Here is a 16,556-nt window from a genome sequence, read left to right as displayed (position 1 = left end):
TAAGGGTGTCCCGCTATGGCGGGATACCTTTCAATGTAAATATAAACGGGTGTAGCTCAGTTGGTAGAGCACTGGTCTCCAAAACCAGGTGTCGGGAGTTCGAGTCTCTCCTCCCGTGCCAATAATAGTAAAAGATTATGTTGACATATATAAAGGAATCAATCGAAGAACTAAGAAACAACGTTAGCTTGCCGCCGAGGGCAGAATCGTCAAACCTTATGGTCATCGTAGCTGTTTTTAGCATTTTGTTCGCCCTGGCAACCTGGGGGGTCGATACCGTGTTCAGTAAATTGATCAAGTTATATTTTGATAACGTTTTAAATTAAGCCGAGCCCTATGTCAGAAGTATTGGAGAAGAAATGGTATGTGGTGCGAGCTGTCAGTGGCCAAGAGAATAAAATCAAAGGCTATATCGAAAGCGAGGTAGAGCGACATGGCTTTTCAGATTATTTAGAGGATGTTTTGGTTCCGACCGAAAAGGTGGTGCAAATCCGAAACGGAAAAAAGATTAATAAAGAGAGAGTGTATTTCCCTGGATACATTATGATCAAGGCCAACTTGGCCGGGGAAATGATTCATATCATACGTTCTATTACCAATGTTATTGGTTTTTTAGGAGAGACCAAAGGCGGGGATCCCGTGCCGTTGCGAAAGTCCGAGGTAAACCGTATGCTCGGAAAAGTTGACGAATTGGCCGTTAATACGGATAGTGTTGCGATTCCTTTTGTGTTTGGTGAGACGGTCAAGGTAATCGATGGTCCCTTCAATGGCTTTAACGGTACGGTTGAAAAAATTAACGAAGAGAAGCGTAAGCTAGAGGTAATGGTCAAGATTTTCGGAAGAAAAACACCGTTGGAGCTAAGCTATATGCAAGTTGAAAAAGTGTAGCCATTGAAAATTTTCAATGGACTAAAAATAAATTGTTACATAGTCTAAAGTTGTGTTGCTTCCCATGAACACACTTTGAATTTAAATTTAAACAATGGCAAAAGAAGTAGGTAAAGTAGTTAAACTACAAGTTAGGGGAGGTGCAGCGAATCCATCGCCACCGGTTGGACCCGCCTTAGGTGCTGCCGGAGTTAACATCATGGAGTTCTGTAAGCAGTTCAATGCTAGAACGCAGGACAAACCAGGCAAAGTATTGCCCGTTGTTATCACCGTCTACAAAGACAAGTCTTTTGACTTTGTCGTTAAAACACCGCCAGCGGCAGTTCAATTGATGGAAGCAGCTAAGATTAAAAAAGGATCTGGCGAACCTAACCGAGTAAAATTAGGTAGTGTAACCTGGGATCAGATCAAGGCAATTGCCGAGGATAAAATGGTCGATCTTAACGCATTTACCGTAGAATCCGCGATGAGTATGGTTGCTGGTACTGCACGGTCGATGGGTATGAAGGTAGCAGGTAAAAGACCTTTTTAAATCTAAAAAGCAATTTAAATGGCAAAGTTAACGAAGAAGCAAAAGAAGCTCACGCCAAAATAGAGAAAGACAAGCTCTATTCTGTTGATGAGGCTTCAGCTTTGATAAAAGAGATTACCAATACAAAATTTGATGCCTCGATTGATTTGGCGGTTCGTTTGGGCGTTGACCCGCGAAAAGCAAATCAAATGGTTCGTGGAGTGGTGACACTTCCTCATGGAACAGGTAAAGACGTTAAGGTTTTGGCTTTGGTTACCCCAGATAAAGAAGCAGAGGCGACAGAAGCCGGTGCTGATTATGTTGGGTTGGATGAATATTTGGATAAAATAAAAGGCGGTTGGACCGATGTTGATGTCATCATTACCATGCCCAGCGTCATGGGAAAATTAGGACCTTTAGGCCGTGTTTTGGGACCTAGGGGATTAATGCCCAATCCAAAGACCGGTACTGTAACCATGGATGTCGCGAAAGCAGTTTCTGAAGTGAAGGCGGGTAAAATTGATTTCAAGGTAGACAAAACGGGTATTGTACATGCGGCAATCGGGAAGGCATCTTTTCCTGCTGAAAAAATCGCAGGCAATGCCAAAGAATTGTTGGATACTTTGAATAAGCTGAAACCTACAGCTTCAAAGGGGGTGTACATGAAAAGTGTTTTTATGTCAAGTACCATGAGCCCGAGTGTTCAACTAGATCCCAAGACAGTTCAATAACTGGGTAGTAAAAATTAGAATATGACAAGAGAAGAAAAAGCAAACGTTATAGAAGATTTAACTACGCAGTTGGCCGATAGTTCGACCATTTACTTGGCCGATATTTCGGGATTGGACGCGGGCACGACTTCCGATTTGAGGAGAGCGTGCTTTAAGGCTAACATAAAACTGGCAGTAGTTAAGAATACCTTGCTTGCAAAAGCAATGGAAGCTTCTGAGAAAGAATTCGGGGAACTTCCCGGAGTTTTGAAAGGTAATACTTCGTTGATGTTCGCCGATACGGCAAATGCACCTGCAAAGTTGATCAAGACTTTCAGAAAAAAATCCGACAGGCCTTTTTGAAAGGGGCATTTATCGAAGAGGCAATTTACATTGGTGATGAAAACCTGGATGCTTTGGTTAGCATTAAGTCTAAGGAAGAAATGATCGGCGAGATTATCGGATTGCTACAATCACCCGCTAAGAATGTTATTTCTGGACTTAAATCCGGAGGAGGTAAACTCGCTGGAATCCTTAAAACATTATCAGAAAAATAAGTACGCACTAAGAACAATTATATTTTAAAAATTTATTAAACGATAGAAAAATGGCAGATTTAAAAGATTTCGCAGAACAGTTGGTTAACTTGACCGTAAAAGAGGTTAATGAATTGGCTGACATACTTAAAGAAGAATATGGCATCGAGCCTGCAGCTGCTGCAGTTGCTGTTGCCGCCGGAGGTGGTGGTGGTGAAGCAGGTGAAGCTGCTGAAGAAAAATCAGAATTCGATGTGATTTTGACCGCTGCAGGTGGTTCTAAATTGGCAGTTGTAAAACTGGTAAAAGAATTGACTGGACTTGGATTGAAAGATGCTAAAGACATCGTTGATAGCGCACCGAAAGCCGTTAAGGAAGGTGTTTCTAAAGACGAAGCTGAAGGAATCAAAAAATCATTGGAAGAAGCAGGAGCAGAAGTTGAGCTTAAATAATAGCAACAACCATAGCACTTTGGTTTAGGTCTTTTTTCACCCTCGGGCGGAGCTAGACCTAAGCCTTTTTATGTATACCGTATATAAAGGGATATACGACCTATCTAGTATTCACGATCAAAATACTGTCCATAGATGTTCACAAACACTACTGAAAGAATAAATTTTGCATCTGCAAAGAACACCCCGGAATATCCCGATTTCTTGGATATTCAGATCAAATCGTTTCAAGACTTTTTTCAACTTGAAACCAAATCTGATGAACGGGGCGATGAAGGTCTTTACAATACTTTTCAAGAGAATTTTCCGATTACTGACACACGTAACCAGTTCGTATTGGAATTTCTTGATTATTTCATCGATCCACCAAGATATTCCATCCAAGAATGTATAGAACGAGGGCTAACCTATAGTGTGCCTCTCAAAGCACGTTTGAAGTTGTATTGTACCGATGAGGAACATGAAGATTTCGAGACTATAGTGCAAGATGTCTATTTAGGAACGATTCCGTATATGACTCCTAGTGGTACGTTCGTAATCAATGGTGCAGAGCGTGTAGTTGTATCTCAATTACACCGTTCACCTGGTGTCTTCTTCGGCCAGTCATTCCATGCAAACGGAACCAAGTTATATTCTGCAAGGGTAATTCCGTTCAAAGGTTCATGGATTGAATTTGCTACCGATATCAATGGCGTTATGTATGCCTATATCGATAGAAAGAAAAAATTACCGGTAACCACGCTGTTCAGGGCTATTGGGTTTGAGCGTGATAAGGATATTTTGGAAATCTTTGATCTTTCAGAAGAAATTAAGGTCTCCAATGCGGGCTTGAAGAAAGTTTTGGGCCGAAAATTGGCCGCCCGTGTGTTGAACACTTGGCATGAAGATTTTGTTGATGAAGATACTGGAGAGGTGGTTTCCATCGAACGAAACGAGATTGTTTTGGATCGTGACACGGTTCTTGAAAAAGACCACATAGAACAAATCTTGGAGACGGATGTAAAAACCATCTTGTTGCACAAAGAAAACAATGCGCAATCCGATTATGCCATTATCCATAATACATTGCAAAAAGACCCTACGAACTCTGAAAAAGAGGCCGTAGAGCATATCTATCGCCAACTCAGAAACGCGGAGCCGCCCGATGAGGAAACGGCCCGTGGCATCATTGACAAACTATTCTTTTCCGATCAGCGCTATAACTTAGGCGAAGTAGGTCGGTATCGAATGAACAAAAAATTGGGACTTGATATCGGAATGGACAAGCAGGTCTTGACCAAAGAAGACATCATTACCATTATCAAGTATTTGATCGAACTGATCAACTCCAAAGCGGAAATCGATGATATCGATCACCTTTCGAACCGACGTGTTCGAACGGTGGGTGAGCAATTGTCGTCGCAATTTGGCGTAGGTCTTGCCCGTATGGCAAGAACCATCCGTGAACGAATGAACGTTCGTGATAATGAGGTGTTTACACCCATTGATTTGATCAATGCAAAGACATTATCATCGGTAATCAACTCATTTTTGGTACAAACCAATTGTCTCAGTTCATGGATCAAACGAATCCTTTAGCTGAGATTACGCACAAGAGAAGATTATCGGCGTTAGGACCTGGTGGACTTTCAAGAGAAAGAGCTGGTTTTGAGGTACGTGATGTTCATTACACTCACTACGGCAGACTTTGTCCGATAGAAACGCCTGAAGGGCCTAACATTGGTTTGATTTCTTCGTTGGCCGTTTTTGCAAAGGTAAATCCGATGGGCTTCCTTGAGACGCCTTATCGAAAAGTAGACAAGTCGAAAGTAAATACTGCTGAATATGTCTATTTAAGTGCCGAGGAGGAAGAAGGAATGAAAATCGCGCAGGCAAACATTCCGCTTAAAGATAACGGTACTATTGATTCCGATAAGGTTATTGCTAGGGAAGAAGGTGATTTTCCTGTAGTAGACCCATCTGAAATCAATTACACCGATGTTGCACCAAATCAGATCGCATCTATTTCTGCTTCACTAATTCCGTTTTTGGAACATGATGATGCAAACCGTGCCTTGATGGGCTCGAACATGATGCGTCAAGCCGTTCCATTATTGAAACCACAATCCCCGATTGTCGGTACAGGTTTGGAGCGTCAAGTAGCCTCTGATTCTAGAGTACTGATCAATGCAGAAGGAGACGGAACTATCGAATACGTCGATGCTCAGAAAATCACGATCAAGTACAAAAGATCCGATGCTGAAAGACTGATAAGTTTTGAGGAAGATTCAAAAACCTATGAGTTGGTTAAATTTAGAAAGACCAACCAAGGTACAAGTATCAACTTGAAGCCTATTGTCAAAAAAGGTGATAAAGTAAAGAAGGGACAAGTTCTTTGTGAAGGATATGCTACCGAAAAAGGTGAATTAGCCTTGGGTAGAAACCTGACCGTTGCCTTTATGCCTTGGAAAGGATATAACTTCGAGGATGCCATTGTAATATCGGAAAAAGTTGTCCGCGAAGATATATTCACATCTATTCATGTCGATGAGTATTCCTTAGAGGTACGAGATACTAAATTAGGTGCTGAAGAGTTGACACATGACATTCCGAACGTTTCAGAGGAAGCTACAAAGGATTTAGATGAAAATGGAATGATCCGTATCGGGGCCGAGGTGAAACCGGGCGATATTCTAATTGGAAAGATTACTCCAAAAGGGGAATCGGACCCAACTCCCGAAGAAAAACTGTTGCGTGCCATATTCGGCGATAAAGCCGGTGATGTAAAGGATGCTTCCTTAAAGGCTTCCCCATCATTGCGAGGTGTGGTAATCGAGAAAAAATTATTCTCGCGTTCTGTGAAGGATAAGCGCAAACGTTCGGAAGACAAGGAAGACTTGAACAAGTTGGAGTTGGAATACGAAGTGAAATTCCAAGAGTTGAAAGATGTTCTTGTTGAAAAACTCTTTACCCTGATCAACGGTAAGACATCGCAAGGTGTGTTGAACGATCTTGGAGAAGAAGTACTTCCGAAAGGGAAGAAGTACACCATGAAAATGTTGAACTCGGTGGATGATTTTGCTCACCTTGTTGGAGGAAGTTGGACAACGGATAAAGCGACCAACACTTCCGTAGCGGACCTTTTGCACAACTACAAGATTAAATTGAACGACCTGCAAGGGAATCTGAGAAGGGACAAGTTCACGATATCGGTAGGTGATGAGTTACCAGCAGGTATCATGAAGTTGGCCAAAGTATACATTGCCAAAAAGCGTAAGCTTAAGGTTGGTGATAAGATGGCGGGTCGTCACGGTAACAAGGGTATTGTATCTCGTATCGTACGTCAAGAAGACATGCCGTTCTTGGAAGACGGAACTCCGGTTGATATCGTACTGAATCCGTTAGGGGTACCATCACGTATGAACATCGGTCAGATTTATGAAACCGTTCTAGGTTGGGCCGGTCTAAAATTGGGCAAGAAATATGCGACCCCGATTTTCGATGGTGCAACCTTGGATCAAATCAACGAATATACCGATGAAGCCGGTATTCCAAGATTCGGGCATACCTATCTTTACGATGGTGGAACCGGACAACGTTTCGATCAACCTGCGACTGTTGGTGTCATCTACATGTTGAAATTAGGTCACATGGTAGACGATAAGATGCATGCACGTTCTATCGGACCCTACTCGTTGATTACACAACAGCCTTTGGGTGGTAAAGCCCAATTCGGTGGTCAGCGTTTTGGAGAGATGGAAGTTTGGGCATTGGAAGCATACGGTGCATCTGCCACGTTGCGGGAAATCTTGACGGTCAAGTCAGATGACGTAATCGGTAGGGCGAAAACTTACGAGTCTATCGTAAAAGGAGAAACCATGCCAGAACCCGGTTTACCGGAATCTTTCAACGTATTGATGCACGAACTTAAGGGATTAGGTTTAGATATCAGATTGGAAGAATAGTTTTAGAACACACATTATAATTTAGTAGCATAATATATTATGGCTAGAATACACGATAATACACCACAAAAAAGGTTTAACAAAATTTCAATCGGTTTAGCCTCTCCAGAAGCAATTTTGGCAGAGTCTAGGGGTGAGGTCTTGAAACCTGAAACCATTAACTATAGAACGCACAAACCAGAACGTGACGGACTTTTCTGTGAGCGTATTTTTGGTCCTGTAAAGGATTATGAATGTGCCTGTGGTAAGTATAAACGCATCCGCTATCGCGGTATCGTTTGTGACCGTTGTGGGGTCGAGGTAACCGAAAAGAAAGTACGTAGAGATAGGGTAGGACATATCAATTTGGTAGTGCCCGTGGCCCATATCTGGTATTTCCGTTCGTTACCAAATAAAATAGGATACCTTTTAGGATTACCTTCCAAGAAGTTGGACATGATTATTTACTACGAACGTTATGTTGTGATCCAGCCAGGTATCGCCAAAGGTCCTGAAGGTGAAGAGGTTCAAAAATTAGATTTCTTGACCGAGGAAGAGTATTTGAACATTGTCGAATCCATTCCTCAAGAAAATCAGTACCTGGAAGATTCGGACCCGAATAAGTTTATCGCTAAAATGGGTGCGGAATGTTTGATTGATCTTTTGGCTCGAATCGACTTAAAAGAACTTTCATACGAATTACGTCATAAAGCGAATACCGAGACTTCAAAGCAACGTAAGACCGAAGCTTTGAAACGTCTTCAGGTAGTTGAAGCCTTGCGCGAATCTCAGGATAATAGGGAAAATCGACCGGAGTGGATGATCATGAAGGTAGTTCCGGTAATTCCACCAGAACTACGTCCCTTGGTGCCTTTGGATGGTGGTCGTTTCGCAACCTCCGATTTGAATGACCTTTATAGAAGGGTAATTATCAGAAATAACCGTCTGAAAAGATTGGTAGAGATAAAAGCTCCAGAAGTAATTCTTAGAAATGAGAAGCGAATGCTTCAGGAAGCTGTTGATTCACTTTTTGACAATACTCGTAAAGCATCGGCTGTCAAGACAGAATCTAACAGACCTTTAAAATCACTTTCAGATTCGTTAAAAGGAAAGCAAGGTCGTTTCCGTCAAAACCTTTTGGGTAAGCGTGTGGATTATTCCGCTCGTTCGGTAATTGTTGTTGGGCCCGAGATGAAATTGTTCGAATGTGGTCTTCCTAAAGATATGGCCGCTGAACTTTATAAACCTTTTGTGATCCGTAAATTGATTGAAAGAGGTATTGTAAAGACGGTAAAATCGGCTAAGAAAATAATTGACAAAAAAGAACCTGTAGTTTGGGATATTCTTGAAAACGTATTGAAAGGGCATCCTGTTCTGCTAAACCGTGCCCCTACTTTGCACCGTTTGGGTATTCAGGCCTTTCAGCCAAAATTGATAGAGGGTAAGGCGATACGTCTTCACCCATTGGTTTGTACCGCATTTAATGCGGATTTCGATGGGGATCAAATGGCGGTTCATTTACCATTGGGTCCTGAGGCTATTTTAGAAGCGCAATTGTTGATGCTCGCATCACATAATATATTGAACCCTGCGAACGGTTCACCAATTACAGTTCCTTCACAGGATATGGTATTGGGTCTATACTATATGACCAAGGAAAGAAAATCGACCCCTGAGGTACCGATTAAAGGTGAGGGTTCTACTTTTTATTCCTACGAAGAAGTTGAAATTGCCTTTAATGAAGGTATGGTCAACTTGAATGCTGGAATAAAAGTCCGTGCGAAAGATTTCAATGAAGAAGGTGAATTGGTAAACCAAATAATTCCGACCACAGTCGGAAGGGTACTGTTCAACATGGAAGTGCCAGAACAAGCGGGTTATATCAATGATGTATTGAACAAGAAATCGCTTCGAGATATTATCGGTAGAATTTTGAGTGTCACCGATGTACCGACCACTGCCGATTTCTTGGACAAGATCAAGACCATGGGATACGAGTTTGCCTTTAAAGGCGGACTTTCGTTCAGTTTGGGCGATATTATCATCCCTCAAGAAAAGCACGACATGATTGCTGATGCTAACGGACAGGTAGATGGTATTATGGCCAACTATAATATGGGGCTTATTACAAATAATGAGCGTTATAATCAGGTAATCGACGTGTGGACATCTACCAATGCCATGTTGACCGAGTTGGCGATGAAGAGAATCCGCGAAGATCAGCAAGGTTTCAACTCCGTGTACATGATGTTGGATTCTGGTGCGAGGGGATCTAAAGAGCAGATCCGTCAGTTGACAGGTATGCGAGGTCTGATGGCAAAACCGAAAAAATCGACTGCCGGTGGTGGTGAGATTATTGAAAACCCGATTCTTTCTAACTTTAAAGAAGGACTATCAATTCTGGAATACTTTATCTCCACCCACGGTGCCCGTAAAGGTCTTGCCGATACGGCTTTGAAAACTGCGGATGCTGGATATTTAACCAGACGTTTAGTAGATGTATCACAAGATGTCATCATCAATATAGAAGATTGCGAAACCTTGAGAGGTGTCGAAGTCGAGGCTTTGAAGAAAAATGAAGAAATCGTGGAGTCTTTGGGCGAGCGTATTTTAGGCCGTGTATCGCTGCATGATGTTTATGATCCGTTGACCGAAGAGTTACTTTTGACTGCCGGTCAAGAAATTATGGAATCTGACCTTAAGAAAATCGAGGCGTCTCCTGTTGAAAAAATAGAAGTTCGTTCGGCATTGACCTGTGAAGCACAAAAAGGAATATGTGCCAAATGTTATGGTAGAAATCTTTCTACCAATAAAATGGTTCAAAGAGGTGAGGCCGTAGGTGTCGTTGCCGCTCAATCCATTGGTGAACCAGGTACTCAATTGACCTTACGTACCTTCCACGTTGGGGGTATTGCAGGAAACATTTCCGAAGAGAACAAGCTTGAGGCTAAGTTTTCAGGAGTTGCCGAAATTGAGGATTTAAGAACGGTAACGGGTGAAGATGGTGAAGGTAAAAAGGCGGAAATTGTCATTTCGAGAACTTCTGAATTGAAAATTGTCGATGTCAAAACAGGAATTACCTTGAGTACGAACAACATTCCTTATGGCTCGACATTGTTCATTAAGAACGGTGCCAAATTAACTAAGGGAGATGTCATTTGTTCTTGGGATCCATATAACGGAGTTATTGTTTCTGAATTCCCTGGTAAAATTGCTTATGAAAATATAGAGCAGGGAGTCACCTACCAAGTTGAAATCGACGAACAGACCGGTTTCCAAGAAAAGGTGATTGCAGAATCAAGGAACAAAAAATTGATTCCGACTTTACTGATTATGAATAATAAGGATGAGGTCTTACGTTCGTACAACCTTCCCGTTGGTTCCCATATTATGGTTGATGACGGAGATAAGATTAAAGAAGGTAAGATTTTGGTCAAGATTCCACGTAAATCGGCAAAAGCTGGTGATATTACAGGAGGTCTTCCAAGGGTAACCGAATTGTTCGAGGCCCGTAACCCATCGAACCCGGCGGTTGTTTCAGAAATTGACGGTGTTGTTTCTTTTGGTAAGATTAAAAGAGGTAACCGAGAAATCATTATCGAGTCAAAATTGGGCGAAGTCAAGAAATACTTGGTGAAACTTTCCAACCAGATATTGGTACAAGAGAACGATTATGTTCGTGCAGGCATGCCATTATCCGACGGGTCGATAACACCAGAAGATATTTTGGCGATCAAAGGTCCGTCAGCTGTTCAGCAATACTTGGTGAACGAGGTACAGGAAGTATATCGTTTACAAGGTGTGAAGATTAATGACAAGCACTTTGAAGTAGTGGTGCGTCAGATGATGCGTAAAGTACGAATCGAAGATCCGGGAGATACTATCTTCTTGGAGAATCAGCTGGTACATAAAGACGACTTTATTGAAGAAAATGATGAAATTTTCGGAAAGAAAGTGGTTTTAGATGCTGGAGAATCAGAAAATATCAAGGCTGGAATGATCATTACTGCTCGTGAATTGCGTGATGAGAATTCTATCTTGAAACGTTCCGATAAAGCACTGGCTACTGCGAGAGATGCGGTTGCTGCGACAGCTACGCCGATACTCCAAGGTATTACAAGAGCATCTTTACAGACCAAATCGTTTATTTCTGCGGCCTCGTTCCAAGAAACGACCAAAGTATTGAACGAAGCGGCGGTAAGCGGTAAAGTGGATACCTTGGAAGGTTTGAAAGAGAATGTTATTGTAGGACATAAGATCCCGGCAGGTACGGGTATGCGTGACTACGAAAATATCATCGTGGGCTCGAAAGAGGAATATGATGAAATCATGGCCCGAAAGGAAGCCTTGAAATTCTAGAAATTTACTGACCCTCGACATTCTTGTCGGGGGTCATTTTTTTAAAGACTTCGATTATTATGAGCAATAATAAAGATCAGAAACAAAAACAGATAAATATCGAATTGGATGAGAAAACCGCCGAAGGTATTTATTCAAACCTTGCTATTATCAATCATTCGGTCTCTGAATTCGTTGTGGATTTTATTAGTATGATGCCTGGAGCACCGAAGGCTAAGGTTAAAAGTAGAATCGTGCTGACACCGCAGCATGCCAAGAAATTTCTAAAAGCATTGACGGATAACGTAAATCGTTTTGAAAAGGCACACGGAACAATAAAAGATTATGAACAACCTCATATACCCCTTAATTTCGGGCCGACTGGAGAGGCTTAAAACGAAAAGCGCCGGCAATTGCCGGCGCTTTTCGTTTTCAAAAATTAATGAGTTAAAGAGAAAAAAGCTAATGTTGGATTTATACCCTTAATTAATTTTCTCATTAACTTTTTCCTCAATCAAACTCAGAGACAAAATGTAATTTCACAGAAGGATATTTCTGTTGTGTCATTTGCAATGAGAATTGCGAATCGGCCAAAAAGACCAATTGCCCTCTTTTATCCTTTGCCAAGAACTTTTGCTTGACCCTTTTGAATTCTTTGAACTCTTCATTTTTAGGATCTTGTGCTTCGACCCAACAAGCTTTATAGACCGGAAAGTTCTCGTAAGAACATTTTGCCCCGTATTCATGCTCCAAACGGTATTGGATAACTTCGAACTGCAGTGCACCCACTGTTCCGATTACTTTGCGTCCGTTCATTTCCAAAGTAAATAACTGGGCTACACCTTCATCCATGAGTTGATCGATACCTTTGTATAGTTGTTTGGATTTCATTGGGTCCGCATTGTTGATGTACCTGAAATGTTCCGGTGAGAAACTGGGAATCCCTTTGTAGTGTAATATTTCCCCTTCGGTTAAAGTGTCCCCGATTTTAAAATTACCCGTGTCATGAAGCCCTACAATATCTCCTGGGTAGGAAACATCCACGATTTCCTTTTTCTCCGCAAAAAACGCATTCGGACTTGAAAACTTTAATTTTTTATCACTTCGAACGTGTAAATAAGGTTTGTTACGTTCAAACGTACCCGATACCACTTTTACAAAGGCGAGTCGATCACGATGTTTGGGATCCATATTGGCATGAATCTTAAAAACGAATCCTGACATTTCCTTTTCACTTGCCTCTACCAAACGCTCCTCCGCCTTTTTGGGTCTTGGTGATGGGGCGATGTCGATAAAACAGTCCAGTAGTTCACGTACCCCAAAGTTATTCAGGGCCGATCCGAAGAATACAGGCTGTTGAACTCCTTTTAAATATTCTTCCTTGTTAAACGAGGGGTAGACGCCTTGGATTAATTCCAAATCTTCCCGTAAAGATTCTGCAGCCTTACTTCCTATAATGTTTTCCAGTTCCGGATTATTAATATCATCGAAAGCAATGGTATCTTCAATATTTTTTTTACTATCCCCACTAAAAAGATTGATGTTCTTCTCAAAGATGTTGTAGATTCCCTTGAAGTCATATCCCATGCCAATAGGAAAACTCAAGGGCGTTACGGAAAGACCTAATTTTTGTTCGACCTCGTCGAGTAGGTCGAACGCGTCTTTACCTTCCCTGTCCAATTTGTTGATAAAAACAATGATGGGAATATTTCGCATACGGCAGACCTCGACAAGTTTTTCAGTCTGCTCTTCGACCCCTTTTGCCACGTCGATGACCACAATGACACTATCGACTGCCGTTAAGGTTCGAAATGTGTCTTCAGCAAAGTCTTTGTGCCCAGGGGTGTCTAAAATATTGATTTTCTTGTCTTTATAAAGAAACGCTAACACCGACGTCGCTACCGAAATGCCACGTTGTCGCTCAATTTCCATAAAGTCACTTGTGGCCGTTTTCTTTATTTTATTGTTCTTGACCGCTCCGGCCTCCTGTATTGCCCCTCCGAAAAGCAATAATTTTTCGGTCAACGTAGTTTTACCGGCATCAGGATGGGAGATAATCCCAAACGTTCTTCTCCTTTGGATTTCTTTAGCGAAACTCATGTATAAATTTTGACAAAAGTAGGGTAAATAATAGAGAAAATTTAGACCGGAAGGAGGCAATTTATTAGTGGGATTCCCTTTATTTTCTATATCCTTAATCAGAACATCATTTAAGTTTTTCGTATGCGGTTCGATATTATTTTAACCCACCGATGAAGAGTTGTTTTTATCGATTTAATTCAAAGCACAACATCTTTTTAACCGATTTTCACGTATTTAAATGAACTCGCAAAAACAATATTTTGCAGTTTGTCGAGTTAACCTGTTTTTAAAGGAGAATTGAATGCAGATGCTGTAGGAACAATTTGAAGATTGAATTTTTAGGTATATCTTGCATTGAATTTTAGTATTCCCAAATACTTACACGAGACATCTACAGGCCATGGTGATTAGTAAACCCGCCTGCCCAAACGGCAGGTTAAAAATTGCTGACACTTATGGAACTTTCTACATCCTATTCCCCCAAAACAGGAATAAAAGATTTTTTTGGCACATTCCTTTTTTTACGATTGCAATTCTCTCTTCTAATTATCTAATTGCCGAACCTGGTAATTCGACAATTATAGAAAATATGGTTCTCACTCCTATTTTCAACAACGTGAATGACGCTGACGGTGATGGTATCATAGATAGTGTTGAGGACAAAAATACAGACGGTGATAACGACCCAAGTACCGACCCGACGGATACGGATGGCGATGGCGTACCCAATTATTTGGATATCGACTCTGACGATGATGGTATTTTAGATAATATTGAGGCGCAGCGAGTTGACGGTTATATAGCCCCTTCAGGTGTCGATGCCAATGGTAATGGTCTTGATGATGCCTATGAATTTTCTTCCAGTGCAGGTTTAACTCCTCTTGATACGGATCGTGGTGGAATTCCTGATTATCTTGATATAGATTCGGATATAGACGGTATTCGCGATAATATTGAAGGACAGCCATTTATCGGATATGTTGCGCCCTCTGGAGTCGATGCAAACGACAATGGTTTGGACGACGCCTATGAAGGTTCTTTTGGCTTTGGGATAAATCCGATAAATACCGATGGTGGCTCGTATCCCGATTTTCGCGATTTTGACTCCGACGATGACGGCATTAAAGATAAAGTAGAGGCACAGACTTCGGAAGGTTATATCCCTCCAACAGGGGATGCGAATGATAACGATATCGACGATTCTTATGAAAATGGGCTGGATCCCATTGATAGCGATAATGACGGTATTCCCGATTACAGGGATTTGGATACCGATAACGATGGTATTCTTGATGGTAGGGAGGCGCAGCCTGTAGATGCTTATAATCCGCCTTCTGGCTTGGACGACAATACCGATGGCTTGGACAATGCCTACGGTAATGATGGTCTCGATCCAATAAATTCAGATGACGACTCTACTCCTGATTTTAGGGATTTGGATTCCGATAACGATAGTTGTCCTGATGCTCTAGAGGGAAGCGCAGCTTTTGAAAATTCGGCGATTGATGGTAATGGGGCACTCACTGGGGGCGAGGATACAAACGGCGTTCCAGTAGTGGCAAACGGCGGTCAATTGAATGTTAGTGCAACGGATAGCAACGTTACTGCTGCGGCATGTAATGTGGATTGTTTATCCGTACCGACAAATGATTGTGACGGAGATGGTGTTACAAACGAGCAAGAGGAAACAGATGGTACAGACCCATCCGATTCTTGTGACCTTGTTGTTGCTAGTCAAAGTGTGGATCCTTCAGATGAGTGGAATGCCATTGACTGTGACGGCGACGGGGTTATCAACGAACAAGAAGTTACCGACGGGACAGATCCGACAGACCCTTGCGACTATGATCCGGCAAATATTACTTTAGCACAAACAGGAGATTTTCTCTTAGCAGACTGTGATGGTGACGGTGTTACCAACGAGCAGGAGGTTACAGATGGTACAGATCCTCAAGATCCATGTTCTTTTGTTTTGGAGAATCAAACCGTGGATACCACAACAGAATGGAACAATCTCGATTGCGATGGTGATGGCGTGACAAATGAACAAGAAGTTATCGACGGTACGGATCCTTTAGATCCTTGCGACCTTTTGATAGTAAGCCAGACCCTTGAGCCTTCTGTGGAATGGCTTGCCTTAGACTGCGATAGTGATGGCAATCCGAACGGTGGTGATCCAAATCCACTGGTGGCAACAGCAGTCGATGATGCAGGTTCAACAGATGCATTGACAGAAGTGACGATCAACATTCTCGAAAATGATGACTACCTACCGAACAACGATGCCAACAATCTTGGTACGACAGGTATTACCCAAATAGGAGGCACGGCGACCGGAACGGTAGTTTTAGACCCTGAAACGGGAGAACTAATTTACACGCCGACAGCTGAGGAAACCGGTACGGTTGTTACCATAATTTATGAGGTTTGCAACACGGATCCCGACCCCGATGTTTGTGCATCAGCTACGGTCACCATTACGGTCGGTGCGCCTATAATAGACGCAGTGGATGATGACTTTAGTGTTCCTTTTGAAGATGGTACCGATGGCGGCACCTTACCAGGCAACGTACTTGATAATGATATTTTGAATGGTGATCCAGTAAATCCGGATGATGTAGTAATAACCTCGACACCAACTGGTCCATTGACCGTTAATCCTGATGGCACTGTAGATTTGGCGCCTAATACAGATGCGGGTACGTACACCATAGAGTATACCATTTGTGAAACTGCAATAACAACAAATTGTGATACGGCTACCGTTACCGTGGTGGTGGAAGAAATACCTTTCGACGGTATTATAGAAGTAAATCAATTAGTAACCCCGAATAGTGACGGTAAAAATGACTTTTTGTTCATCAGAAATGTCGACAAAGCCAAGAACAATACGTTGAGAATATATAACCGATGGGGTGTAGCCGTTTACGAAGGAGCGGGTTACAACAATCAGAACAATGTTTTCGATGGAAGATCGAAAGGTAGATCGACCGTCAGTTCAGGCGAATACCTTCCAGCGGGAGTATATTTTTATATCTTTGAGTATCAAACCGATGAAAAAGGCGATGTAACGGATAGTGGATACCTATATGTAAGTAATTAATCATGTAAAGACT

Annotated in this window: 8 protein-coding genes, 1 tRNA gene and 3 pseudogenes; 11 read left to right on the top strand and 1 reads right to left on the bottom strand. The window is 42.0% G+C overall.

Translation table 11 applies throughout. The features are described 5' to 3' along the window. The first annotated feature begins 45 nt into the window (after positions 1 to 45). From N8A86_RS02935 to N8A86_RS02890, 10 genes and pseudogenes are all read left to right on the top strand, one after another. Positions 46 to 121 (top strand) — tRNA-Trp (locus tag N8A86_RS02935). Positions 122 to 137: 16 nt separating this feature from the next. After that, entirely contained in the window at positions 138 to 326 is a 189-nt protein-coding gene (gene secE, locus N8A86_RS02930) for a preprotein translocase subunit SecE (RefSeq protein ID WP_273567715.1), read from the top strand. Between the two features lie 10 nt (positions 327 to 336). Beyond that, positions 337 to 888, top strand: coding sequence for a transcription termination/antitermination protein NusG (gene nusG, locus N8A86_RS02925; RefSeq protein WP_273567714.1), 552 nt, complete (start codon positions 337 to 339; stop codon positions 886 to 888). A gap of 94 nt (positions 889 to 982) precedes the next feature. Further along, positions 983 to 1,420 (top strand): 50S ribosomal protein L11, encoded by a 438-nt coding sequence (gene rplK, locus N8A86_RS02920; RefSeq protein WP_273567713.1) that lies wholly within the window; start codon positions 983 to 985, stop codon positions 1,418 to 1,420. Between the two features lie 18 nt (positions 1,421 to 1,438). Continuing rightward, positions 1,439 to 2,130, top strand: a pseudogene (rplA, locus tag N8A86_RS02915) (50S ribosomal protein L1). 21 nt (positions 2,131 to 2,151) lie between these two features. Beyond that, positions 2,152 to 2,666: pseudogene (gene rplJ, locus N8A86_RS02910) on the top strand (50S ribosomal protein L10). Between the two features lie 50 nt (positions 2,667 to 2,716). Continuing rightward, on the top strand, positions 2,717 to 3,097 hold the full coding sequence (gene rplL / locus N8A86_RS02905; protein ID WP_273567712.1) for a 50S ribosomal protein L7/L12: 381 nt from the start codon (positions 2,717 to 2,719) through the stop codon (positions 3,095 to 3,097). Between the two features lie 135 nt (positions 3,098 to 3,232). Beyond that, positions 3,233 to 7,041 (top strand): annotated as a pseudogene (rpoB, locus tag N8A86_RS02900) (DNA-directed RNA polymerase subunit beta). Positions 7,042 to 7,080: 39 nt separating this feature from the next. Then, entirely contained in the window at positions 7,081 to 11,379 is a 4,299-nt protein-coding gene (gene rpoC, locus N8A86_RS02895; RefSeq protein WP_273567711.1) for a DNA-directed RNA polymerase subunit beta', read from the top strand. A gap of 59 nt (positions 11,380 to 11,438) precedes the next feature. Continuing rightward, positions 11,439 to 11,753, top strand: coding sequence for a DUF3467 domain-containing protein (locus N8A86_RS02890; RefSeq protein ID WP_273567710.1), 315 nt, complete (start codon positions 11,439 to 11,441; stop codon positions 11,751 to 11,753). A 115-nt stretch (positions 11,754 to 11,868) separates the two neighbouring features. On the opposite strand, the gene N8A86_RS02885 is transcribed toward N8A86_RS02890, so the two are convergent. Continuing rightward, positions 11,869 to 13,458, bottom strand: a complete 1,590-nt coding sequence (locus N8A86_RS02885; protein WP_273567709.1) for a peptide chain release factor 3 — start codon at positions 13,456 to 13,458, stop codon at positions 11,869 to 11,871. Between the two features lie 571 nt (positions 13,459 to 14,029). Here N8A86_RS02885 and N8A86_RS02880 point away from each other — a divergent pair. Next, on the top strand, positions 14,030 to 16,543 hold the full coding sequence (locus N8A86_RS02880; RefSeq protein WP_273567708.1) for a T9SS type B sorting domain-containing protein: 2,514 nt from the start codon (positions 14,030 to 14,032) through the stop codon (positions 16,541 to 16,543). The last annotated feature ends 13 nt before the right edge of the window (positions 16,544 to 16,556 follow it).

This window comes from Maribacter halichondriae (assembly GCF_027474825.1).
Lineage (GTDB): Bacteria > Bacteroidota > Bacteroidia > Flavobacteriales > Flavobacteriaceae > Meishania > Meishania halichondriae.
This window is presented reverse-complemented; position numbering and strand designations above follow the sequence as displayed.